General features: G+C 70.8%; 26 protein-coding genes and 1 pseudogene. 13 read left to right on the plus strand and 14 right to left on the minus strand.

Annotated elements, in window-relative coordinates; all coding sequences use genetic code 11:
- The first annotated feature begins 97 nt into the window (after positions 1-97).
- A pseudogene (locus LUX31_RS05615) lies at positions 98-312 on the plus strand (hypothetical protein).
- Between the two features lie 588 nt (positions 313-900).
- Here the strand turns inward: LUX31_RS05615 and LUX31_RS05620 are convergent.
- Positions 901-1,425 carry a hypothetical protein gene (locus LUX31_RS05620; protein ID WP_235473559.1) on the minus strand — a complete coding sequence of 175 codons (525 nt, stop codon included), beginning with the start codon at positions 1,423-1,425 and terminating at the stop codon, positions 901-903.
- Positions 1,426-1,688: 263 nt separating this feature from the next.
- On the opposite strand from LUX31_RS05620, the gene LUX31_RS05625 reads away from it, so the two are divergent.
- Complete coding sequence (locus LUX31_RS05625) at positions 1,689-2,240, plus strand: PH domain-containing protein (RefSeq protein ID WP_235473561.1); 552 nt, start codon at positions 1,689-1,691, stop codon at positions 2,238-2,240.
- Positions 2,241-2,390: 150 nt separating this feature from the next.
- On the opposite strand, the gene LUX31_RS05630 is transcribed toward LUX31_RS05625, so the two are convergent.
- From LUX31_RS05630 to LUX31_RS37425, 9 genes are all read right to left on the minus strand, one after another.
- A complete protein-coding gene (locus LUX31_RS05630) occupies positions 2,391-2,606 on the minus strand; it encodes a hypothetical protein (RefSeq protein ID WP_235473563.1) in 216 nt (71 codons plus the stop codon).
- A gap of 432 nt (positions 2,607-3,038) precedes the next feature.
- The gene (locus tag LUX31_RS05635) at positions 3,039-3,236 is read right to left on the minus strand and encodes a hypothetical protein (protein WP_235473564.1); all 198 of its coding nucleotides are present in this window, start codon (positions 3,234-3,236) and stop codon (positions 3,039-3,041) included.
- Entirely contained in the window at positions 3,233-3,610 is a 378-nt protein-coding gene (locus LUX31_RS05640; protein WP_235473566.1) for a DUF6907 domain-containing protein, read from the minus strand. Before LUX31_RS05640 ends, LUX31_RS05635 begins: the two co-directional genes overlap by 4 nt.
- On the minus strand, positions 3,607-4,038 hold the full coding sequence (locus tag LUX31_RS05645; RefSeq protein ID WP_235473567.1) for a hypothetical protein: 432 nt from the start codon (positions 4,036-4,038) through the stop codon (positions 3,607-3,609). The genes LUX31_RS05640 and LUX31_RS05645 overlap by 4 nt, the downstream gene beginning before the upstream one ends.
- An 87-nt stretch (positions 4,039-4,125) precedes the next feature.
- Positions 4,126-4,329, minus strand: coding sequence for a hypothetical protein (locus tag LUX31_RS05650; protein WP_235473569.1), 204 nt, complete (start codon positions 4,327-4,329; stop codon positions 4,126-4,128).
- Entirely contained in the window at positions 4,326-4,922 is a 597-nt protein-coding gene (locus tag LUX31_RS05655) for a hypothetical protein (protein ID WP_235473571.1), read from the minus strand. Before LUX31_RS05655 ends, LUX31_RS05650 begins: the two co-directional genes overlap by 4 nt.
- A complete protein-coding gene (locus tag LUX31_RS05660) occupies positions 4,919-5,239 on the minus strand; it encodes a hypothetical protein (RefSeq protein WP_235473572.1) in 321 nt (106 codons plus the stop codon). Before LUX31_RS05660 ends, LUX31_RS05655 begins: the two co-directional genes overlap by 4 nt.
- Positions 5,239-5,589, minus strand: coding sequence for a hypothetical protein (locus LUX31_RS05665; protein ID WP_235473574.1), 351 nt, complete (start codon positions 5,587-5,589; stop codon positions 5,239-5,241). Before LUX31_RS05665 ends, LUX31_RS05660 begins: the two co-directional genes overlap by 1 nt.
- A gap of 208 nt (positions 5,590-5,797) precedes the next feature.
- Positions 5,798-5,929: a hypothetical protein gene (locus tag LUX31_RS37425; RefSeq protein WP_268828117.1), complete on the minus strand. Its 132-nt coding sequence runs from the start codon at positions 5,927-5,929 to the stop codon at positions 5,798-5,800.
- 549 nt (positions 5,930-6,478) lie between these two features.
- On the opposite strand from LUX31_RS37425, the gene LUX31_RS37430 reads away from it, so the two are divergent.
- The 3 genes from LUX31_RS37430 to LUX31_RS05675 all read left to right on the plus strand — a co-directional run bounded on the left by LUX31_RS37430 (position 6,479) and on the right by LUX31_RS05675 (position 8,958).
- Positions 6,479-6,607, plus strand: a complete 129-nt coding sequence (locus LUX31_RS37430; RefSeq protein ID WP_268828118.1) for a hypothetical protein — start codon at positions 6,479-6,481, stop codon at positions 6,605-6,607.
- 132 nt (positions 6,608-6,739) lie between these two features.
- Entirely contained in the window at positions 6,740-7,810 is a 1,071-nt protein-coding gene (locus LUX31_RS05670) for an ATP-dependent DNA ligase (RefSeq protein ID WP_235473576.1), read from the plus strand.
- A gap of 134 nt (positions 7,811-7,944) precedes the next feature.
- Positions 7,945-8,958 (plus strand): DUF3048 domain-containing protein, encoded by a 1,014-nt coding sequence (locus LUX31_RS05675; RefSeq protein WP_235473577.1) that lies wholly within the window; start codon positions 7,945-7,947, stop codon positions 8,956-8,958.
- 173 nt (positions 8,959-9,131) lie between these two features.
- Here the strand turns inward: LUX31_RS05675 and LUX31_RS05680 are convergent, their stop codons facing one another.
- The 3 genes from LUX31_RS05680 to LUX31_RS05690 form a co-directional block, all read right to left on the minus strand.
- Positions 9,132-9,464 (minus strand): hypothetical protein, encoded by a 333-nt coding sequence (locus tag LUX31_RS05680; protein WP_235473579.1) that lies wholly within the window; start codon positions 9,462-9,464, stop codon positions 9,132-9,134.
- A gap of 172 nt (positions 9,465-9,636) precedes the next feature.
- Positions 9,637-10,422: an IclR family transcriptional regulator gene (locus LUX31_RS05685; protein ID WP_235473581.1), complete on the minus strand. Its 786-nt coding sequence runs from the start codon at positions 10,420-10,422 to the stop codon at positions 9,637-9,639.
- A gap of 116 nt (positions 10,423-10,538) precedes the next feature.
- Positions 10,539-11,003, minus strand: coding sequence for a MarR family winged helix-turn-helix transcriptional regulator (locus LUX31_RS05690; RefSeq protein WP_235473583.1), 465 nt, complete (start codon positions 11,001-11,003; stop codon positions 10,539-10,541).
- A 253-nt stretch (positions 11,004-11,256) separates the two neighbouring features.
- On the opposite strand from LUX31_RS05690, the gene LUX31_RS05695 reads away from it, so the two are divergent.
- The 8 genes from LUX31_RS05695 to LUX31_RS05730 all read left to right on the plus strand — a co-directional run bounded on the left by LUX31_RS05695 (position 11,257) and on the right by LUX31_RS05730 (position 18,638).
- Positions 11,257-12,012 carry a CoA transferase subunit A gene (locus LUX31_RS05695; RefSeq protein ID WP_235473584.1) on the plus strand — a complete coding sequence of 252 codons (756 nt, stop codon included), beginning with the start codon at positions 11,257-11,259 and terminating at the stop codon, positions 12,010-12,012.
- On the plus strand, positions 12,012-12,659 hold the full coding sequence (locus LUX31_RS05700; protein WP_235473586.1) for a CoA transferase subunit B: 648 nt from the start codon (positions 12,012-12,014) through the stop codon (positions 12,657-12,659). Before LUX31_RS05695 ends, LUX31_RS05700 begins: the two co-directional genes overlap by 1 nt.
- Positions 12,656-13,876 (plus strand): thiolase family protein, encoded by a 1,221-nt coding sequence (locus tag LUX31_RS05705; RefSeq protein ID WP_235473588.1) that lies wholly within the window; start codon positions 12,656-12,658, stop codon positions 13,874-13,876. Before LUX31_RS05700 ends, LUX31_RS05705 begins: the two co-directional genes overlap by 4 nt.
- A 9-nt stretch (positions 13,877-13,885) precedes the next feature.
- Positions 13,886-14,659 (plus strand): protocatechuate 3,4-dioxygenase subunit beta, encoded by a 774-nt coding sequence (gene pcaH, locus LUX31_RS05710; protein WP_235473590.1) that lies wholly within the window; start codon positions 13,886-13,888, stop codon positions 14,657-14,659.
- Positions 14,659-15,279 (plus strand): protocatechuate 3,4-dioxygenase subunit alpha, encoded by a 621-nt coding sequence (pcaG, locus tag LUX31_RS05715; protein WP_235473591.1) that lies wholly within the window; start codon positions 14,659-14,661, stop codon positions 15,277-15,279. Before pcaH ends, pcaG begins: the two co-directional genes overlap by 1 nt.
- Complete coding sequence (gene pcaB, locus LUX31_RS05720) at positions 15,276-16,631, plus strand: 3-carboxy-cis,cis-muconate cycloisomerase (protein ID WP_235473592.1); 1,356 nt, start codon at positions 15,276-15,278, stop codon at positions 16,629-16,631. Before pcaG ends, pcaB begins: the two co-directional genes overlap by 4 nt.
- Positions 16,628-17,770, plus strand: a complete 1,143-nt coding sequence (gene pcaDC / locus LUX31_RS05725) for a bifunctional 3-oxoadipate enol-lactonase/4-carboxymuconolactone decarboxylase PcaDC (protein ID WP_235473593.1) — start codon at positions 16,628-16,630, stop codon at positions 17,768-17,770. The genes pcaB and pcaDC overlap by 4 nt, the downstream gene beginning before the upstream one ends.
- A 64-nt stretch (positions 17,771-17,834) precedes the next feature.
- The gene (locus tag LUX31_RS05730) at positions 17,835-18,638 is read left to right on the plus strand and encodes an SDR family NAD(P)-dependent oxidoreductase (protein WP_235473595.1); all 804 of its coding nucleotides are present in this window, start codon (positions 17,835-17,837) and stop codon (positions 18,636-18,638) included.
- 24 nt (positions 18,639-18,662) lie between these two features.
- On the opposite strand, the gene LUX31_RS05735 is transcribed toward LUX31_RS05730, so the two are convergent.
- Positions 18,663-21,347 (minus strand): ATP-binding protein, encoded by a 2,685-nt coding sequence (locus tag LUX31_RS05735; RefSeq protein ID WP_235473596.1) that lies wholly within the window; start codon positions 21,345-21,347, stop codon positions 18,663-18,665.
- Positions 21,348-21,461 lie beyond the last annotated feature (114 nt).

Consider the following 21,461-nt stretch of genomic DNA (forward strand, 5'->3'; position numbering starts at 1 on the left):
GCGGCGTGTTAGCCGTGATCTGTGGTTTTACCGGGGCGATGGCACGTCCCTCGGGGGCACAGGTGCGGGTGACGCTGGCGTGGGAGAGGCTGACGGCATGGCTTCCGTGATGACCGTGTTCGTGTACCGCCCGACGAGGACGGCGGCCGGCGCGTGCGCGTCGACGGGGAACTCCTCGGGCGGGCGTACTCGCTGCGGGACGTCGCCGAGTTCCTGCGCCGGGCCGGGATCGAGGACATCGACGAAACGTACGTAGCCGAGTCCGGGCTGATCGAGTGGAGTGGTGGCGGCCCGGGCGATTGGGTGCATTGAAAGCGCTGGTCAACGCGGCGGGGCTTTGTGAGAGCTACGTGCCGCATAGTCGCAATGCGGGGAGTGTGTGACTCCGCCGAAGAAAGGAGGCAACCCCCGTGCGACTGGGGATACACCCGGGGGCTGCCGTGGGGTCGCGGACCCCTAGTGGTGGTTGAGCAGTCGCTCGACCAGGCTCCACAGCGCACGCGCTGCGAGTGCGACACCTAGCCGCTCAGCTACCTCACGCACCCACCCCTTGCGGGGCGGAGCGCCTTCGATTGCCACCAATACGCCCACCTCACCTCTACTTGTTGGGCCGGGGTCCCGGTACTTCTGGCTCCGGGATCCCCCAGTGGACACCGGGCACCGGATGCCCCGGCCCAGCCCACTGGTGAGGTCGGCGGTTGAACGCTACGGCCGGCGCGTCCGGGAATACAGGGCGCGCGAGCGGCGCGGCGGCGCACGTTACGGACACTGTTCCTCACCCGCCCCTGGCGTTGCGCGAGTTCGGGTGCAGAGGATCTTCGGGTGACCTTTATGGTGCGGCCTGAGCCGGAGGCGGCGCCGAACAATCGGCGTACACGGCACGGGGTGAATGGCCTTCCGCTAGCTGATCTTCTTCCATGCCTTGCAGCCCGTGGTGTTGAACGCCTTGTCGGTGGCGGCGATCGTGACGGTCGTCTGGCCGCTGGTGGCGTTGTTGGCGATGATGTCCTTCAGCTCGCCGGAGGTGCTGGAGAGCCTGGCCCAGTAGCAACTGGCGATGAGGCCGCCCTGTGGGCCTTCGCTACGGTAGGTGCCGGGCTTGATGTCGTTGCCGACGACGTAGGTGCCATCGCCGGGGAACTCGCCCGAGGAGACCTTGCCGGCCGCTGACGCGGTGTTGTCGGTGGCCGCGCGCATGGCGGTCGCTGTGGTGGTGACCGTCGCTGAAGGGGCTGCCTTGTTGGTGCTGGAGTTGCTCGTGACGCCGATCAGCACGCCAACGAGCAGACCGACGAGGGCCGCGCCTGCATGGGTGAGGATCTTCCAGTGGGAGCGCTCGGGGCGCGACGCCGACTGCGTCCCGTCACCGGGGTCCGGGAGTTGCAGCGGTCCGTCCGGAAGGCCTGAAGGAGTCCGGCTGTTCATGGCTTCAGCGTGCGTCCCCCAGCCTGTCCCCGCACGCGGGGCCGCGGGGAAGGCGTGGCGTTGTCGGATGCGGCGTGGCCGCAGACGATGCATACGTGGGATGTGGCGTGGGTGCGGGCGCGTAGCTGCCGCAACTGGTAGCTGGTGAGTTCGCTGCGGTCGGTGACCACGAGCCCCTCGACTGCTGATCGGCTTTGCGTGGCCGGTGTGCTGTTGCGGACGGGTCGGTACGATCCGGGCACGATTCAGTAAGGGGGGACGTCATGGCGACGTTCAATGTGCGACCGGACATCGACGCTGCGGCCGCGAAACTAAGTAGCACTATGGGGTCGAAGCGGGAGATCCAAAGACTGCCCGAGGTGCTGTGGGAGGGCGAGACGGTCGAGATGCTCGCCACAGGACAGTACGGCGGTGGTGCTGGCTTGATCGCGATGACGAACCTGCGGTTGATCTTCTACAAGAACGGGATCATGTCGCAGAAGGTCGAGGACTTCCCCTACGGGAAGGTCTCCTCGGTGCAGTGGCAGGGCGGCATCCTTCTGGGCACGCTCACGGTGTACACCTCGGGCAACCGGGCAGACATCAAGAACATGCCGAAGGATCAGGGCAAGGTTCTGGCCGATGATCTGCGGCGGCACATCGCCCAGGGAACGGCCCCTGGTTCAACCCCTGCGAGTCCGGCAGGGGGCTCCGCGCCGACGGGTGCGCCGGACATCGCGAGCCGGTTGGCGACGCTCGATCAGTTGCGGGGGCAGGGACTCGTCTCGGATGAGGAGTACGCCCAGCGGCGTGCGCAGATCCTCGACAGTCTGTAGGTCGGCACGAGCACGACGAGGCCCCAGCCGGGAGGACTCGGCTGGGGCCTCGTCGTGCGTCTGTTGTGTTCCATGCGCCGCTGGGTACGTCACTGAGAACGCAGAGATGCCCCTGGAATGCGCCCACTTGGGGCATTCGGAGCGACAGGCCTACTCGGCGTCCTTGTCGTAGTCCAGTCCCGCTGACACGGAGTGCCCGGCGTCTTCCAGGGCTTTGGCATATGCAAGGCGCGTGGCCCGCGCCGTGTCCCATACCGCCTTGATCTCTGAGACACGTACGGCCGAGGTGATGGCCGCCGAGAGGGCCTCGTCCGCGCTGATGTACGCGGTCGTGGCCTTGGCGAGCGCGTCCTGATGAGCGGTCATGCGTAGTCCCTCCTGCGGGTGGTCCTACAGCGGAGCGGCACCATACGCGCCACGTCGCTCGATTCCCAAATCCATCGGCAGCAGCAGTCAGCTGGCGCCGCGCCATGTGTTGTGTGCACACAGGCCGAAGCGTGGGAACGTAGGCGCGGCGGGAAGGCTGAAGTGCCCGTTTCCGATTTCCCGTAGCTATCAAGACCTGCCTCCCTTGCCCCCTCGTCGTCGGGGTCGTCCTCCTCGCGGGCCGCGATGGCGTCCAGGATCAGGCCAAGGCCAACGTGCATCTTGCCGCCGGTCTTGTACTCGCCGTGCCCGGTCGCGTCGAAGATGGCCTTCAGGTCCCGGAACGACCAGCTGCCGTACTCGACCGGGCCGCGGTCCTGGAGGCCCCGGAGAACGTCCGCGGTCGGCGACTACATCGCCAACGACGGTTGGTCACGACTCGCCCGCCTCCGGTTCAGCGGCCCGTACTGCACAGTGCGCGCAGAGGATGACGCCCTCGCGGTCGCCGCACGCGTCGACATCGAGGAGCGCGACCAGGAGGTCAGGGACGGGCGGGAGGCGCCGAGGCGACCGGCATGCGGCGCGGATGGCGGCGTGCTCAGTAGGGCGGCGTAGGAGGCTGCGGCTCACCGGTCGCCTCCGGCAAGGATCGCGTACAACTGGTCGGCGAGGTCGCGCAGTTGGTCGGCATGCCGGTCGAGGGCGGCGGCGAAGTCGCACAGGGCGGCGGGGGCGAGGGTCAGGCCGAGGAGGCTGACGGACACCCCGGGCGTGCTGCTGCACAACTCTGGGATCTCGGCCGTGGAGAACGGCGACTGCACGAGGCTCGCGTCGCCGATGTCGTGGCCCCGGAAGACAAGGGCGACGTCCGGTCCACAGTGGAGGATGTCGGCGCGGTGGTCGTCGGGCCTGTGGTTGGGGTGGCCCACGCACCAGGCCGGGCAGGTCACGGTGACCAGGCCGTGGTCCGCGGTGGGCAGGGTGATGGTGCGGGGCTCAGTCATCGCTGCCCCTTCTCGGACCATGCCACGGCGACCGGCCAGTCGGTGGTGTCGACGCCGTGCCACTTGGCGAGCAGGCCACGGACGGTGTACTCCCGTTCCATGCCGACCAGGTCGGGGACCGCTTCGATGTGAGAGATGCCGCCGGACGGAGTGATCACGATCCCCGCCACGAACTCGCGGTCGGCGGGCCATTCGGCGGGCGGATGGGCGGTGAACACCTTCATGCCGAGAGTGTCCAGCAGTTGCCCGTACGGTGTGGTCAGGTACCACCAGTGGTCGGTGGTGCGGGGCAGGGTGCTCATACCTGACTCTCGTCCGCGGTGCGGCAGGTCGAGGGCTTCGAGGACGGTCTCAAGGAGGTTGCGGACGGGCTCGGGAAGTCGGATCGGGGTGGGCTGCTGGGCGCAGGTGGTTACTGTCCTGGACAATGCCTCAACTCCTTGGTGAAGGAGGATCGAGTCCAGGCCCCGGGCCGGCCGAAGGACGCCGGCCCGGGGCCGTGAACGGGATGCCGCTCAGGCGGACTTGGCACTCATGCTGTGTTCGCGGGCGAGGAGGTCCACGATCTCCCGGAGACGGAACTCCGGCTCGGGAGCCTCGGCGATCAGCTCGACAAGCAGGTTATGGAAGGCGTCCAGCTCGGGGCTGCCGAGCCCGGCCGCGTTGCTCGCAGCGTGGTTGGCCTCAAGCTGCTCGATGATCGTGGCGGCGGTCCTCATGCGGAAACCTGTGTCCGCTCGGACTCATCCTGGCCAAGGGCGCGGGTGAGCGCGTCCCACACCTGGTCGGGGTCCCCGGTCTCCAGGATCATCCCGGCCGCTACGTCCAGCGCCGTGTCGATGATGCCGCCGTTCTTCCTCTTTTCCTCGGCGATCGTCCGCAGAGCGCGAACAACTTTCGGCCGGGCCGCCGCGTGCGCTGCGGGGAGCCGGTCGGTCGCGTCCGCGAGATCCCAGCCGCCCGGGACCTGGTACGAGGCAGGGCCGTTATCGTCACAGTCGATTACCTTGGGCGTGGTGACGCGGGAGCCCAGTTCGATGTTCAGACGGAGCCGGGACGCATCCCGGAACAGGGCGGTGATGTCCGGCCCCATACCGTCGAGGATCACCTCGGAGACGGCGTACCCGTGCTCGCGCAGGAGGATGCGGGCGAACCACACGGCAGTGCCGGGGTTGATGCGGTGCCGGTCGTAGACGAGGGTGGCTGTGCCATCTGTGCGGCGGACGTCACAGATTTCCGCGACCTTGCCGGGCGAGGTGACGGGGCCTCGTCGGACCGTTAGCGCGAGGTCGCGAGGGATGGTGATTGTCATGCCGGCACCTCCGCCGCGGTGCCGTCCTGAGGGGCGATGTGCCGGAGGGCGGCGGTGAGCATGGCCAGCGGGTTGCTGCCGGGCGTCAGCGGGACGATGATCATCAGCTGGTCGATGAGGTTGTTGATGCCTTCGGTGAGGTGTCCGGCGTCCCGGAAGCCGGTGCGCAGGCCTTCCAGGATGGTCTCGGCAGTGTCGCAGCGGTCGGTGTGGACGGCGCACTGGGCGCACAGCCCGTACTGGTTGCCGGCCTGGCCGGTGCGGACCGTGACGGCGGGACCGCCCTCGTACGCGCACACAGTGGTGCCAGTGGTCATCATCGCGGCATCACGCCCTGGTTGGCGATCAGCGCGCGGGCGGCCCACAGGGTAGTGACGGGGTCCTGGTCGGCGGGGACGACAAGGAGGTGAGTGCCGCCAGCCTCCAGGTAGTGCGCGTACAGGCCGTCCAAGGGGTCGTCCAACTCCACGACCTGGATTCCGTGCGCAGCGGTGAGCGCCTTGATCGCGGTGGTGGGGTCGGTGATGGCGGCCATGATGCGGGCGGCGTCCTGCTCGACACGGGCCTGCATTTCTGCGTCGAGATTGAGGGCTTCGGGCTGTGGGGACGGCGAAGCAAGGTGCTTGGTGACGCCGACGGGAGCGACGCTTGTTACTGTTTTCGCCATGGTCTTGCTCCTTCGATGGAGAGATGGGCCCAGGCCTCGGGGCCGGTGACGTAACCACCAACCGAGGCCGTTCTTCTTTTCTTGGTAGTCGCCCTGATGAGGGCGGGCCAGACGGGCCTTCTCCGTTCGAGGGGCATTACCCCGAGACCGAATACCCGTCTGGCAAATGGCGCGTAAAATGCGCCATTTCGGAGATTTTGAGCGGCTGTTACGCCGCGACGGCGAGGGCCAGGCAGTCGACCGCGGCCTTGCACTCCGCCTCCCTCGGCCGGTACAGGGAGACGAGGCGGGCGACCTGCGCCCGGGTGTAGCGGCAGACCTGTGCGGGTCTGGTGGGCACGGCCACCGTGGATGGTGCGGCGCGTACGGGCGGTCACCGCTGGCTCGACTCACACGCGCTTCGCCGCGGTCCGCAGCCCGTTGGCACAGCCGGTCACCGTCTCACGGTCGGCGCCGGAGGCGATCAGCCACGCGGCGAGGGAGCGCGGCCGGCCACGGCACGAGGCAGATGGCGGCGCGGAGGATACGACGCGTGACGCGCCGCTCGCGACGTATGGCAGGCTTCTGCACAGCGGGTCTCCTGGTTAAGTCAGGTGGATTCCGTCAGGTCGTTGGGCGGTGTTGCGAGCACCGACCAAGGGCCGTTTCCGTTTCCCGAAATGGCTAACCACGCATCTACGCAGAATCTGGAAACCTTGCAGATGCACAAGCCTCGTGCGAAGGTTCCCTGCCTCCGCAGAGAGGGAGCAGCGTGAGCTGCGGGCGGGAGAGTCCCCCACCCAGGCGCACCAAGCCCTGCCCCATCCGGGTGCCGGGCTCGCTACGAGACGCTTACGGGCGTATCTACGGGCGGCTCGAAACCGACCGCACGAACGATCTGCTCGACCACATGCGTGCGCGCGTTCGCGAGCACGGAGACGAGCAGGACCACGCCGACCTCGCGACCGCCGAGCAGGAACTGGCCGAGCGGCGCGCCTGCAAGGGCGGACGGCCGAAGAGCGAGCCGCCCGTCGGATAGCTGAGCGCGGCGGCATCTCACATTCGTCTCACAGTCCGGCTGACACGCACTGGTAAAAGTGCAGGACAGCCGGGCTGCGGTGGACGAATCGCGCAGCGCGCGGACGCCATGGACGACTCGTAGAGTCGAACCATGGATCTCCCGGTCATGCCCCCCGTAAAACCCATGCTCGCCAAGTCCGTAGCCAAGATCCCCCCGGACATGCACTACGAGGCGAAGTGGGACGGCTTCCGGGCCATCGTGTTCCGGGACGGCGGCGAGGTCGAGATCGGGAGCCGCACCGGCAAGTCCCTGACCAGGTACTTCCCGGAGCTGGTGGCGGCCCTGCGGGACCGGTTGCCCGAGCGGTGCGTGCTGGACGGGGAGATCGTGATCGCGCTCGGTGGGCGGCTCGACTTCGACGCGCTGACCGAGCGGATCCACCCGGCCGCGTCCCGGGTGCGGACGCTGGCCGAGCGGACGCCCGCCTCGTTCGTCGCGTTCGATCTGCTGGCGCTGGCCGACGAGTCGCTCCTCGACGTCCCGCTGACCGACCGGCGCGCGCTGCTCACCCTGGCCTTGTCCGGCGTGACCGCGCCCGTGCATGTGGCGCCGGCGACCACCGACATCGAGGTGGCCCAGCAGTGGTTCGAGCAGTACGAGGGGGCCGGGCTCGACGGTGTCATCGCCAAGCCGCTCAGCCTGCTCTACCGCCAGGACGAGCGGGTCATGTTCAAGGTCAAGCACGAGCGGACGGCCGATGTCGTGGTCGCCGGGTACCGGCTGCACAAGAGCGGACCGATCGTGGGTTCGCTGCTGCTCGGGCTGTACGACGCCCGGGGCACCCTCCAGCATGTCGGGGTGAGCGCCGCGTTCCCGATGAAGCGGCGGGCCGAACTCGTAGAGGAACTGGAGCCGCTACGGCTGGCGGACGTGAGTGAGCATCCGTGGGCCGCCTGGGCGGACGAGGCGGCCCACGAGGCCTCGCGGCTGCCGGGGGCGCCTAGCCGGTGGTCGGCGAAGAAGGACTTCTCGTGGATCCCGTTGCGGCCCGAACTGGTGGCCGAGGTGGCGTACGACCACATGGAGAACGGCGTGCGCTTCCGGCACACGGCCCGTTTCCGCCGCTGGCGCCCGGACCGTACGGCCGACAGCTGCACGTACGACCAGTTGGAGGAGCCGGTGGGGTACGACCTCGCGGAGATCCTCGGCCCGGAGGGCTGAGGCCACCCCCGGGGGACCTCGGCCGTGGGCCGTTCGGCCCCTTCGCCGCGCGCGATCAGAATCAATCGGGTATGGCCACCAATGAACAGATAAGCGCACAATCGTAGAGATACGGACTGGTGGCGACGGTGGACATGCGACAGATCGCGCGAACGGCACGCACACGGCGCCGCGGAACGGCCACGGCGGCGCTGGTGGCGGCCGCTGCCGTGACGGCATCCCTGATGGCCGGCTGCACCTCGGGCGACCGACCCGACGATGGGCGCGGACAGACCCACAGCCGTAGCCAGGAGCCCGACCAGCGCGAATCCGAGGGGCACGACCCGATGAGCGCCGGCTCGGCCCTCGCCGTGAAGATCGACAACGTCCGCGCGGCCCGCCCCCAGACGGGCCTTGAGGCGGCGGACATCGTGTACGCCGAGCAGGTCGAGGGCGGTCTGAGCCGGCTGATGGCGGTGTACGCGACACAGCTGCCGAAGGCCGTCGGGCCGGTACGCAGCGCACGCGAGTCCGATCTGGAGCTGCTCCGCCAGTTCCAGGAGCCAACGCTCGCCTTCTCCGGCGCCCAGGGCAAGCTGCTGCCGCTGATCGACAAGGCGCCACTGAACGCCGAGTCACCGTCGTCGGCCGCTTCCGGCGCCTACTACCGGGGCGTCGGCAAAGTGGCGCCGCACAACCTCTACCTGCGACCGCAGCGGCTGCTCGACGCCGTGCCCGGAGCGGCGGCGCTGACGACCGGCTTCCGGTACGGCGCCGCCCCCGAGGGCGGGACCCCGGCGAAGTCGCGCACCGTCCGCTTCCCGTCGGCGCGCTTCACCTTCACCTGGTCCGCGGACCGGCACGGCTGGCTGGTGTCGATGGACGGCACCCCGACCCTCGCGACCGACGGCAAGCGGCTCGCCGCTCCGACGGTCGTCGTGCAGTACGTGAAGGTGCGCGAGTCGCGGTTCCACGACGTCCTCGGCAACAACTCGCCGTACACCCAGACCGTGGGCTCGGGCCGGGCCCAAGTCCTGCGCGACGGGCGGGTGTTCGAGGTGGAGTGGCGGCGCGGGACGGCGGCGGACGGGACGGACTTCACGACGGCGGACGGTACGCCGGTGAACTTCGCGAAGGGGCAGGTGTGGGTGGTGTTCGCGACGGCCTGACCTAGCCCCCCGGACGACTCAGGAGCGCCTGACCGAGTCCCCGGACGGCTTCGGGAGCGCCTGGCCAGATCCCTGTTCCGCTCATGAGCGTCTGGCCAGTCCCCGTTCCGCTTATGAGCGCCTGACCAAGGCCCCGTTCCCCTCATGAGCGCCTGGCCAAGCCCCCCTACGGTTCAGGCGCGATGGCCGAGGCGTTCCCCGATCGCCGACTCCGCCTCCGCCCTGGCGACACCGAGCGCCTCCCGGGCCTCGTCGGCCGAGGCGAAACCGAGGGCCGCCGCTATCTCCGGCCAGCCGGTGCCCGCGGCGAGCAGGGCCTCGGCGGCGGCTCCGGCGGCGACGAGGGAGGCACGGCGGGCCCGGTCGAGTTCGGCGAGCGTGCGCAGCAGGTCGGGTGCCGTCGCGGCGTCTGCGAGACCGTCCTGCGCCGTACGGCGGGCCTGGTCTGCGGTGACCCACCAGTCGGCGGGGGTGTGCGGGGGCCGGGTGACGAGGGTCGGGCTCACGGGGGTTCGCCTTCCGTGCCGGGTGGCGTGCTGTGCGGACTTCCAGGGTAACCCCGCGATCCGCACAGCGGAACTACTGGTCCGGTCAGCGGACCAGCGCTCACCACATCACCCGCTACATCACCAGCCACGCCACCCACCGCATCCCCCCGCATCGCCAACTGCCGCCACCTCACGCCTCGAACGGCAACCCCGCCCGCCCCAACTCCCCCGCCGCTCCGCGCAGCGCCCCCGCGAATCGCACCACCCGTTCGTCCGTGAACCGCGTACTCGGCCCGCCGAAGGACAGCGCGGCCACCACGGCCCCGCTCCTCCCCCGTACCGGAACGGCCACCGCCGACAGGCCCTCCTCGCGCTCGCCGTGGCTGACGGCATACCCGTGGCCGCGGGCCTCCTCGATCCAGCGCCGCAGGGTCGTCAGATGTCCGGCGCCGTACGGTGAGGCCTCCGCGACCCGGAGCAGCAGCGCGTCCGGGGCGTCGAGGAGCAGGGCCTTGGCGACGCCGCCCGCCCAGAGCGGGAGTTCGTCGCCCACGCGCACGACCTGGCGCAGCGCCTGCGGTCCCTCCTCCTGGGCGATGCAGACGCGGCGGATGTCCCGGCGTACGTACAGATGCACGGTCTCCTTGTGCTCGGCGGCGAGGTCGCGCAGCAGCGCCTGGGCCGCGGCCGGGAGCCGCCAGGCCTGTTCGGCGAGCCGGGACCAGCGCAGCAGTGCGGGGCCCGCGATGTAGCGGCCGTGCTCGTCGACCCAGAGGAGCCCATTGAGCCGCAGGGTCTGGAGCAGGCGCAGCACGGTGGTCTTCGGCAGCCCGGAGGCGCTGACGATCTCGCGGATGGTCAGCGCGGGGCGGACCTCGTCGAAGAGTCCGAGGATGTCGATGGCCCGCTGGACGGTACGCATCCCCGCGGGTTCGGACTCGGTCGCGGCCCCTGCCCCGGATGCTCCGGCTGCCATTCCTGTTTCCTCCTCGGCTCCCGACCGGCCATCCCCTGGTCCGGGCGGCGGTCTCGCCCTGCACGGTATCCGTTCCAGGTCCGCTGGGCGGACCCGGTGGCAGGGAGGGAACCAGGTCAGCGCTGGGAGGCGAGCGGCTCCCCCGGGTTGCGCAGACCTTCCGCCGCGTCGGCGACGCGCTGGATGAGGTCGAGGAACACGGTCTGCTCGTCGGCGGAGAGCGGGGCCAGGAAGACCTGGTTCATCCGGGCCGTCCGCACGGTCAGCTTGCGGTGGGTGCGCACGCCGTCGTCCGTGGGGCGCAGCAGGGAGCGGCGGCCGTCCTCCGGGTCGCGCACCTTGTCGATGAGGGCCCGGCGGCCGAGCCTGCTGACGACCTCGGCGACCGTGGACCGGTCGAGGCCCACCCGTTCCCCGACCGTGCGCTGGTCCATGCCGGGTTCGGCGACCAGCGCGTTCAGGACCGCGAACTGCGGTGAGGTGATCTCCTCGGAGACCATCGTGTTCCACAGCAGGTAGTGCGCCTGCTGCAGTCGCCGGGCGAGGTGCCCGGGGTGGGTGGAGAGGTCCACCGCGGCCATGTCCGCTCCTGGGGTCGTCTGCGTGATCGCCTGTATGGGCGTACGGAATTTCGTTGGTGTACTGACGATACAGCCCACCCCTCCCCCTGTCTCCAGTCCGGGAACAGGGCTACCACCTGCAATTTCCCAACCCCTCTTGACGCCATGACCCGCGAGTGGCAGCGTGAAGGAAACCTCGCCGAAATACTCAGTGCCCTGAGTAATCGCGCGCGGAAGAGCACGGAAGACGCTCGGAAGAGATGGGGCTTCACGGATGGACAAGGTGGTCGCCACAGCCCTGGAGGCGGTGGCCGATGTGCCGGACGGCGCGTCGCTCGCGGTGGGCGGTTTCGGGCTCAGCGGTGTGCCGAACGTACTGATCCAGGCGTTGTACGAGCGCGCGGTCTCGGGCCTGTCGGTGGTGTCCAACAACTGCGGAGCCATGGAGTCCGGCCTCGCGGTACTGCTCGCGGCGGGCCGTATCGCCCGCGTCACCGGCTCGTACATCGGTGCGAACAAGGAGTTCGCCCGCCAGTATCTGGCCGGTGAACTGGAGGTCGAGCTGATCCCGCAGGGCACCCTCGCCGAGCGGCTGCGCGCCGGCGGCGCCGGCATCCCCGCCTTCTTCACTCCGGCCGGCGTCGGCACCCAGGTCGCGGAGGGCGGACTGCCCTGGCGGTACGACGGCCAGGGCGGCGTCTCGCTGGCCTCACCGCCGAAGGAGGTACGGGAGTTCGACGGCACGGAGTACGTGCTGGAGCGCGGTATCCGCACCGACTTCGCGCTGGTCCGCGCCGCCAAGGGTGACCGGCACGGCAACCTCGTCTTCAACAAATCCACCCGGAACTTCAACCCCCTCGCCGCGATGGCCGGCCGGATCACGGTCGCGGAGGTGGAGGAGCTGGTCGAGCCGGGTGAGATCGACCCGGACGCGGTGCACCTGCCGGGCATCTTCGTGCAGCGGGTCATCGCCCTCACCCCCGAGCAGGCGAGCGCCAAGATGATCGAGCAGCGGACGGTGAGCAGCTGATGGCCTGGACACGTGAACAGATGGCCGCGCGTGCCGCGCGCGAGCTGCGCGACGGGCAGTACGTCAATCTCGGCATCGGGTTGCCGACGCTGATCCCCAACTACCTTCCTGCCGGGGTGGAGGTGATCCTGGAGTCGGAGAACGGCATCCTGGGCACCGGCCCCTACCCCACCGACGACCAGGTCGACCCCGACCTGATCAACGCCGGCAAGGAGACCGTGACCGTCCTGCCGGGGGCCTCCTTCTTCGACTCGGCGCTGTCCTTCGGGATGATCCGGGGCGGGCACATCGACGTCGCCGTGCTGGGCGCGATGCAGGTCTCGGCGGGCGGGGACCTGGCGAACTGGGCGATCCCGGGCAAGCTGATCACCGGGATCGGCGGCGCCATGGACCTCGTGCACGGGGCCCGCACGGTCATCGTCGTCATGACGCACACCGCGAAGGACGGCTCCCCGAAGATCCTGGAGCAGTGTGAACTCCCGCTCACCGGCAAGGCGTGTGTGAACCGGGTCATCACCGATCTGGGTGTTCTCGACGTCAACGAGGACGGCCTCGTGCTCGTCGAGACCGCGCCGGGCGTCACGGTCGAGGAGATCGTGACGAAGACCGCCGCGAAGGTCCGCATCCCCGAGGAGATCCAGCCATGAGCAGCGTGAGCCGTCTCAAGGACGTGTACATCGTCGACGCCGTCCGCACCCCGATCGGCCGCTACAACGGCGGCCTCTCCTCGGTGCGCCCGGACGACCTCGGCGCCCACGCCCTCCGCGCACTCCTCGCCCGCACCCCCGACCTGGACCCCTCCCGCATCGAGGACGTCTACTTCGGCAACGCCAACGGCGCCGGCGAGGAGAACCGCAACGTCGCCCGCATGGCCGGCCTCCTCGCAGGCCTGCCCACCTCCGTGCCGGGTGTCACCGTGAACCGGCTGTGCGCCTCCGGCCTCGAAGCCGTGATCCAGGCCGCCCGCGCCATCGCCCTCGGCGACGCCTCCATCGCCCTCGCCGGCGGCGTCGAGTCGATGACCCGTGCGCCGTACGTCCTGCCCAAGAACGACCGGCCCTTCCCCGCCGGGCACACCGAGCTGTACTCGACCACCCTCGGCTGGCGCATGACCAACCCCAAGATGGACCCGCAGTGGACCATCCCCCTGGGTGAGTCCGCCGAACTCATCGCCGACAAGCACAAGATCACCCGCGAGCAACAGGACGAATACGCCCTCGCCAGCCACCACAAGGCCGCCGCCGCACAGCAGGCGGGCCTGTTCGATGCCGAACTCGCCCCCGTGACCATCCCCCAGCGCAAGGGCGACCCGGTCGTCTTCGCCACCGACGAATGCGTCCGCACCGACGCTTCCCTCGCCGCGATGGCCAAGCTGAAGCCGTCGTTCCGCACCGAGGGCGGCACGGTCACCGCGGGCAACGCCTCCCCTCTCAACGACGGCGCCGCCGCCCTCCTCCTCACCGACGAGGAGGGCCTGAAGGCCACCGGCCGCGAGCCCCTCGCCCGGGTATCCGCGACCGGCGTGAACGCACTCGACCCGGACTACTTCGGCCTCGCCCCCGTCGAAGCCGTCAACCGCGCCCTCACCAAGGCCGGCAGAACATTCGCCGACCTCACCACCCTCGAACTCAACGAGGCGTTCGCCGCCCAGGTCCTCGGCTGCGTCGCCGAATGGCCCGAGTTCGACCCGGCGATCCTCAACACTCAGGGCGGGGCGATCGCCATCGGCCACCCGCTCGGCGCGTCCGGCGCTCGCCTCGCCGGTACCGTCGCCCACCAACTCGCCCGCCAGGGCACGGGAGTCGGTGTCGCCACCCTCTGCATCGGCGTGGGCCAGGGCCTCGCCCTCGTCCTCGAACGCTAGGAACTCCCCATGGCTCTCTCCCAGTCGGACATCGACATCGAGGTCGGCGACCTCCAGGACGCCTACGACAAGGCGGTCGCCGAAGGCGCCCCCGTACAGAACCATCCGCCGCGCGACTACGCCCCGTACCGCAGTTCGCTGCTGCGCTACCCGAAACAGCCGCTGGTCGCGGTGAACGGCGGGGACCCGGAGACGGTCGAGCTGTCGGGGCCGGTGTTCGGTGCCACCGACATCACCGACATCGACAGCGACCTCACCATCCAGCACCAGGGCGAGCCGCTCGGCGAGCGCATCACCGTCTCCGGACGGCTCCTCGACCGCAATGGGCGCCCCGTGCGCGGCCAGTTGATCGAGCTGTGGCAGGCCAACGCCTCCGGCCGATACGCGCATCTGCGGGACCAGCACCCGGCGCCGCTCGACCCCAACTTCACCGGTGTGGGGCGGGTCCTGACGGATGATCAGGGACGGTACAAGTTCACGACGATCAAGCCGGGCGCGTACCCGTGGCGCAACCACACCAACGCCTGGCGGCCCGCACACATCCACTTCTCGGTGTTCGGCACGGCGTTCACGCAGCGGCTCGTGACGCAGATGTACTTCCCGAACGACCCGCTGTTCCGCTACGACCCGATCCTGCGCTCGGTCACCGACGAGGCCGCCCGTGACCGGCTGGTCGCCCAGTACAACCACGACCTGTCCCAGCCCGAGTTCTCGCTCGGCTACGAGTGGGACATCGTCCTCGACGGTCCCTCCGCCACCTGGATCGAAGAAGGCCGCGACTGATGAGCGTCTCCCAGAAGTCCCAGCTGTCCCCGACCGAGTCCCCGGAGTCCCCGGAGTCCCCGGAGCACCTTCTCCCCACCCCGTCCCACACCGTCGGCCCCTTCTACGGCTACGCGCTCCCCTTCCCCGAGGGCGAGCAGGTCGCGCCCAAGGGCCACCCGGACACGATCACCGTCCACGGGTACGTCCTGGACGGTGAGGGCAATCCGATCCCCGACGCCCTGCTGGAGTTCTGGCAGGCGGCGCCCGACGGCTCCCTCACCGGCGCCCCCGGCTCCCTGCGCCGCAACCCGGTGACGGGCGGCCACCTGGGCCGCAACGGCACCGACTTCACGGGCTTCGGGCGGGTCGCCACGGACGCCGACGGCCACTTCGCGCTGTACACGCTGCCCCCGGGCAACGCCGGTCTGCCGTACATCAGCGTGTGCGTGTTCGCGCGCGGTCTGCTGCACCACCTGTACACGCGGGCGTATCTGGCGGACGGCGCCGACCCGCTGCTCGACTCCCTGTCGGCCGAGCGGCGCGCCACGCTGATCGCCGCCGAGGGCCTCCGGCGGACGTACCGTTTCGACATCCGCCTTCAGGGCGAGGGCGAGACGGTCTTCCTGGAGTTCGAGTGACACCACCTGCCGATGCCGCTACCGCCGACGACGCCGACACCGGCCTGCTCTCCCCCGGGTGGGCCGGTTCCCCGGCGGCCTCCGCGACGAGCGACACCGCGTATCTACGGGCACTGCTGGACGCCGAGGCCGCGCTGACCCGTGCCCAGGCCGGGCTGGGGCTGGCTCCGGCGGAGGCGGCCACGACGGTCGACGCGGCAGCCGACTCCCCGGACACCTTCGACGTACGGTCGATCGCGCTGCGCGCCCGGTCCGGCGGCAACCCGGTGATCCCGCTGGTCGCGGACCTGACGGCGGCGGTCGGCGCGGAGTACGGCCCGTACGTCCACCGGGGTGCGACCAGCCAGGACATCCTGGACACGGCGACGATGCTGGTCGCCGCCCGCACTCTGGACCTGCTCCTCACGGACCTCGACCGCACCGCCCGTGCCCTCGCCCGGCTCGCCGCCGAGCACCGTGACACGGCGATGCCGGGCCGCACCCTCACCCAGCACGCCGTACCGACGACGTTCGGCCTGAAGGCGGCGGGCTGGCGCTCGCTGGTGCTGGACGCACGCGACCGTCTGACGGCCGTACGTCACGCACTCCCCGCCCAACTCGGCGGCGCCGCAGGCACCTTGGCCGCGTTCGCCGCGTACGGAACCACTGACTCGCAGGCCCTGGTCGCCGCCTACGCCCGTGAACTCGGCCTCGCCGAACCGCTGTTGCCCTGGCACACCCTGCGCACCCCCGTCGCGGATCTCGCCGGAGCGCTCGCCCTCACGGCCGGAGCCCTCGGGAAGATCGCCGCCGACGTACTCACCCTCGCCCGTACCGAGATCGCCGAGGTGTCCGAGGGCAGCGGCGGCGGTTCGTCCGCGATGCCGCACAAGGCAAATCCCGTACGGTCGACGCTGATCGCGGCTGCCGCCCGGCGTGCACCACAGCTCGCAGCCACCCTGTACGGCGCTCTCGTCGCCGAGGACGAACGGCCGGCCGGCGCCTGGCACGCCGAGTGGGAGCCGCTCAGGGAGTTGCTGCGGACCGTCGGGGGCGCCGCCCTGGACGCCGCTGAACTGACCACGGGACTACGGGTTCACGCGGACACCATGCGCCAACACCTGGGCCTCACCCACGGGCTGATCGTCTCCGAGCGGCTGGCCGCCGAACTCGCGCCCGTGCTGGGCCGGGCCCGCGCGAAGGCCCTGCTCACCGAAGTGGCCGCCCGTGCCTACACCGAGGGCCGATCGCTCGCCGAACTCCTCGCCGAGGAGCCGGAGTTGAAGGACCTCCCCCTCGACGACCTGACCGACCCCGCCCGTTACACCGGCTCCGCCGGAGACCTCACCGACCGTGCTCTGGAGCGACCGTGACCGACAAGCTGCTGCACCACCGCGTCGAGGGCTCTGCCACCGCTCCCCCGCTGCTGCTCGGACCCTCGCTCGGGACGTCGTACGCCCTCTGGGACAAGGTGGCGCCCGAGCTGTCCGTCACGCATCGCGTGGTCCGCTGGGACCTGCCGGGGCACGGGGGTTCGGCGCCCGGGCTGATCGGGCCCGGGGCCACCGTCGGTGATCTCGCCGCGCTGGTCCTGGCGCTCGCCGACTCGCTCGGGATCGCCCAATTCGCCTACGCGGGCGTGTCGTTGGGCGGTGCCGTCGGTCTGCACCTGGCCCTCCACCACCCGGAGCGGGTGTCCTCGCTCGCCGTGCTCTGCTCCTCGGCCCACTTCAACGGCAGCAAGCCGTGGGAGGAGCGGGCCGCGCTGGTGCGGAGCGAGGGGCTGGCCGGGCTCGCGGAGAGTGCCGACGCGCGCTGGTTCACGTCCGGGTTCACCGTGCCGGAGCTGGTGGCGGATCACCGGAACGCCGATCCTGACGCGTACGCCGCCTGCTGCGACGCGCTGGGCGCCTTCGATCTGCGCGACCGGTTGACCGAGATCGGTGTGCCCACGCTGCTCGTCGCTGGGCGGCAGGACCCGGCCACTCCCCCGGCCCATCTGCGGGAGATCGCGGACGCCGTGCCCGGCGCCACGCTCGTCGAGCTGCCGGGCGCCTCGCATCTGGCGGTCGCGCAGTGCCCGGAAGCCGTACTGGCCGCGCTGCGCCCGCACTTCGGGACGGTGCCCCTGCGGGGCATGGAGGTGCGGCGGCAGGTACTCGGCGACGCGCACGTGGACCGGGCCCAGTCGCGCCAGACGCCTTTCACGGCCCGTTTCCAGGACTTCATCTCGCGCTACGCGTGGGGCGAGATCTGGACCGATCCGACGCTCACCCGGCGCGAGCGCAGCATGATCACGCTCACCGCGCTGGTCGCGCACGGCCACTACGACGAGCTGGCGATGCATGTCCGGGCTGCTCGCCGCAACGGCCTCACCCCCGAGGAGATCGGCGCGGTGCTGCTCCAGACGGCCGTGTACTGCGGGGTTCCGGCGGCCAACTCGGCGTTCGCGGCGGCGCAGCGCGTGCTGGCGGAGGAAGACAGCACAGAGGAGGACCGTACGGAAGGGTGACCCTGCCGGTCGTAGTCCCAGCAGCATCTCGTACGTGCCTGCCTCCCGTGCCTACCGTGGAGGCATGTCCACTGGTCATTCCACTGTTCTGATCACCGGCGCCACCTCGGGGCTCGGCCGGTACGTCGCCTTCGAGCTGGTCCGTTCCGGGCACACCGTGCTCGCCCATGGGCGCGACCCCGGCCGCACCGAGCGGCTCGTCACCGAGCTGCGGACCGAGGGCGTGGCCGAGGGATTCGTCGCGGACCTGGCCTCGCTGGCCGCCGTACGGAAGCTGGGCGCCGAGGTCTCGGCCGCGCACCCGAGTCTCGACGTGCTCGTCAACAACGCGGGCGTCGGGGCCGGTCCGCGCGGCTCGGGACGTGAACTGAGCGCCGACGGGCACGAGTTGCGGCTCGCGGTGAACTACCTCGCGCCGGTCGTCCTCACCCGCGCCCTGCTGCCGGCGCTGCGCGCGGGCGCGCCCTCGCGGATCGTGAACGTCGGCTCGGCCGGTCAGGCACCCCTCGATTTCACCGATCCCGAACTCACCCGCGGCTACAGCGGGACCACGGCGTACGTCCGCAGCAAGTTCGCGCTCGCCGCCCATACCTTCACCCTGGCCGAGGAGTTGGCGGCCCAGGACATCTCCGTCAACGTGCTGCACCCGGCCACCTACATGGACACCACGATGGTCCGCGAGGCCGGGGTCACCCCTTGGTCGAGCGTCGCCGACGGCGCGGCGGGCGTCCTCGCGCTGGTGACCCGGGAGTCGGGCAGCGGACGGTACTTCGACGGTACGAGCCCGGCGCGGGCGCACGAGGAGGCATACGACGAGGGTGTGCGGAGGCGCCTGGAGAAGGTCACGGAGCAGTTGCTCCGGGTGTGACCCACGTGCCGGGCGCCTCGTCGGTCAGCGCAGGCCCCGGCCCGTCTCCAGTACGTCCCGTGCCTGGGCCACCAGGCCGTCGGCGCCGCACGACTTGGCCAGGGTCAGGCCGCGTTGGATCTCGGCGACCGAGCGGGCGAGGATGCCGTACTCGACGCGGGCCGCCGCGTGTTCGTACTGGCAGGGTGACGCCTCCAGGTAGGCGACCGCCTGGGCGGCCAGCCGGACCGCCCGCTGGCCGGTCTCCAGGCTTGCCAGGCAGCGGAGGGCCTCGCCGATGGCGGTGTCCGTGCCGAAGCGTTCGGCGTGCCGGCGGGCGTCGGAGGCCAGTGTGGCGGCGCGGAGCGGGTCCTCCGTCGCCAGGGCGCGGGCGAGGTCGACGGCCCAGGTGGCGAGCACCGGGTTGTGGAAGCCCCGCGCGGTCGCCGCCTTCTCCGCGGCCTCAAGTTCGTTGATGCCCTCCTTGGTGCGGCCGACGGCGAGGAGCAACCGGCCGCGTACGGCGCGGGGTTCGGGCAACACGATGGTGGACGGGTAGGGCGGGGCGAAGCCGTACTGCTCGGCGACGGTCCAGGCCTCCTGGACATGACCGCGGGCGAGCAGCGTGTCGACGAGGTTGCAGGTCGCCGACCAGTACAGGGGCAGGCCGCGCCCGACGCGTTCGGCGAGGCGCAGGGACTCGCGCAGGGAGGTCTCGGCCTCTCTGAGTCGGCCCCGCCTGCGGTGCCCGAGACCGACGTACGCATGGGCGAGGGAGAGGTGGCCGCCGCTCCAGCCCGCCGCCTCGTAGGCGCGCAGGGCCTCGTTGTAGAGGGCCTCTGCGCGGTCGAGACGGTCCGTGTAGGCGTACGAGCAGGCCAGCATCAGCAGCAGTTCGATGCCCCACTCGGGGTCGGTCCAGCCGAGTCCGGGGGCGAGGCGGCCGTTGACGAGGGCGCGGTCGCACACCTCCACGACCTCCTCGGCGTTCTCGCCGTGGGCCATGGCGTCGAAGCCGCGCAGCATGAGCAGCGCACGCTCGGAGTTGTCCCGGCCGGTGCAGGGGCGGGCCAGCTCGGCGAGGCGCTCGGAGCGGCCCGGCGCGGGCGCGTCGCCCCCGTGGAGGCACTCCAGCATGAACTGCGCGCCCTGCAACCGCATACGGGCGGGGCCTGGTTGATGCCGGGTGGCCTCCTCCTCGACCGTGCGGACCGCTTCCTCCATCTGGTCGTTGTGCAGCAGGGCCTGGGAGAGGCGGACGATCGCGTCGACCCGCAGGGCGCCCTCCAGGCCGGGCAGCGCGAGCGCCGTCTGGAGGTGTCCGATGGTGGTGGCGGGCGAGGTGAGGAGGGTGACGCAGCCCAGTTCGTAGAGGACGTGCGCGTGGCTCTCGGGGCGGGGCGGTTCCAGCAGGGCGCGTTCCAGACAGCTGCGGGCCGCGTCCGGGGCGCCGACCGCCTGGTGCTCGCGGGCCGCCTCGCGGAGCTGGTCGACGAGTTCCTCGTCGTCGTCCGGATAGACGTGCAGAAGGTGGTGCGAGGCCGCCGCGGCACCCTGCCCGGACTCGGTGACGACCTGAGCGGCGATGCCGTGCATGGCGGTGCGCATGCCGTCCGGGATGGAGTCGTAGACGGCGGTGGCGATCAGCGGGTGGACGAACTCCAGCTCGCTGTCGGTGACCTGACCGGCCGTCAGGTCGGGTTCGGTGAGGATGCGTTCGGTGCAGAGGAGGTTGGCGCAGCGGTAGGCCTCGTTGGGACCCAGGGTGGCCAGCCGGGCCACGAGGTCCACCCTGATGCCCGAGCCGAGAATGGCCGCGGCCTGGGCGAAGCGGGTGGCCGCGAGGCCCAGGTCCTGGAGACGGGCGACGAGGCCGCCGCCGCGCGCCGAGTTGTTGAGTTCGCGCAGGCTTCCGCAGGACGCCTCGACGGGGGCCAGTCCGGCGTCCTGGACCTTGGCGAGGAGTTCGACGGTCTCGTACGGGTTGCCTGCGGTGACCGCCCACACCTCGCGGCAGAACGGGCCGTCGGCGTGCGGGCCGAGGGTGGCGCGGGTGAGGCCGGCCGCGGCTGCCGGGGTCAGCGCGTCGAGCGCGGCGACGGGGCCCACCGCCGTCCTGGCGATCGCCTCCAGGTGGTCGGCGCGGTCGCCGGTGGCCTCGTCGGGCCTGCGGGCGACCACGACCAGGACGGACAGGTCGTCGAGCCGCTCGGCGAACGCGGCCAGCCAGCGCAGGGTTTCCTGGTCGGCCCAGTGGGCGTCGTCGATCAGCAGGACGAGCGGCCAGTCACGCTTGGCGAGCCGTCGTACGGCCGCGACCAGGCCGTCGCACACGCCCTGCGGGTCGGCCATGCGGTCGCCGGGCTCCGAGATGCCGAGGGCGGGGCCGGCGATGTCGTACCAGTCGCCCAGGTATTCGCGGGCCTCCTCCGGCATCAGCGACAGGAGCGCGGGCTGCAGCAGCTGTCGTACGACGTTGAAGGGGACCGACTTGAGGGTCTCGCCGCCGCGTGCCGACCACACTGTGCAGTTGCGCCGCTCGGCGATGCGCCGGGTTTCGGCCATCAGCGCGGTCTTGCCGAGGCCCGCCTCGCCGGTGAGGAGCAGCAGGCTGCCCGAGGAGGCGGCGTCGGCGCACAGGGCGTCGATCGCCCGCTCGGCGGCGGCGAGTTGTGTGTCGCGCTCCCACAGGGCGGCAGAACCGGCCGTCCCGGGCCGTTCCTCCGTCATCCCGCTACCTCCCCGGTATCGCCTGAACGACGTACAGAACTTGAGACTAGCCGTCCGGCTGCCGAAGTGGAGGCGGGTCCGCGCAGGTGTTGCCGGGACGAGTGACAGGGAGTA

The sequence above is a fragment of the Streptomyces sp. GQFP genome, from assembly GCF_021545335.1.
Lineage (GTDB): Bacteria > Actinomycetota > Actinomycetes > Streptomycetales > Streptomycetaceae > Streptomyces.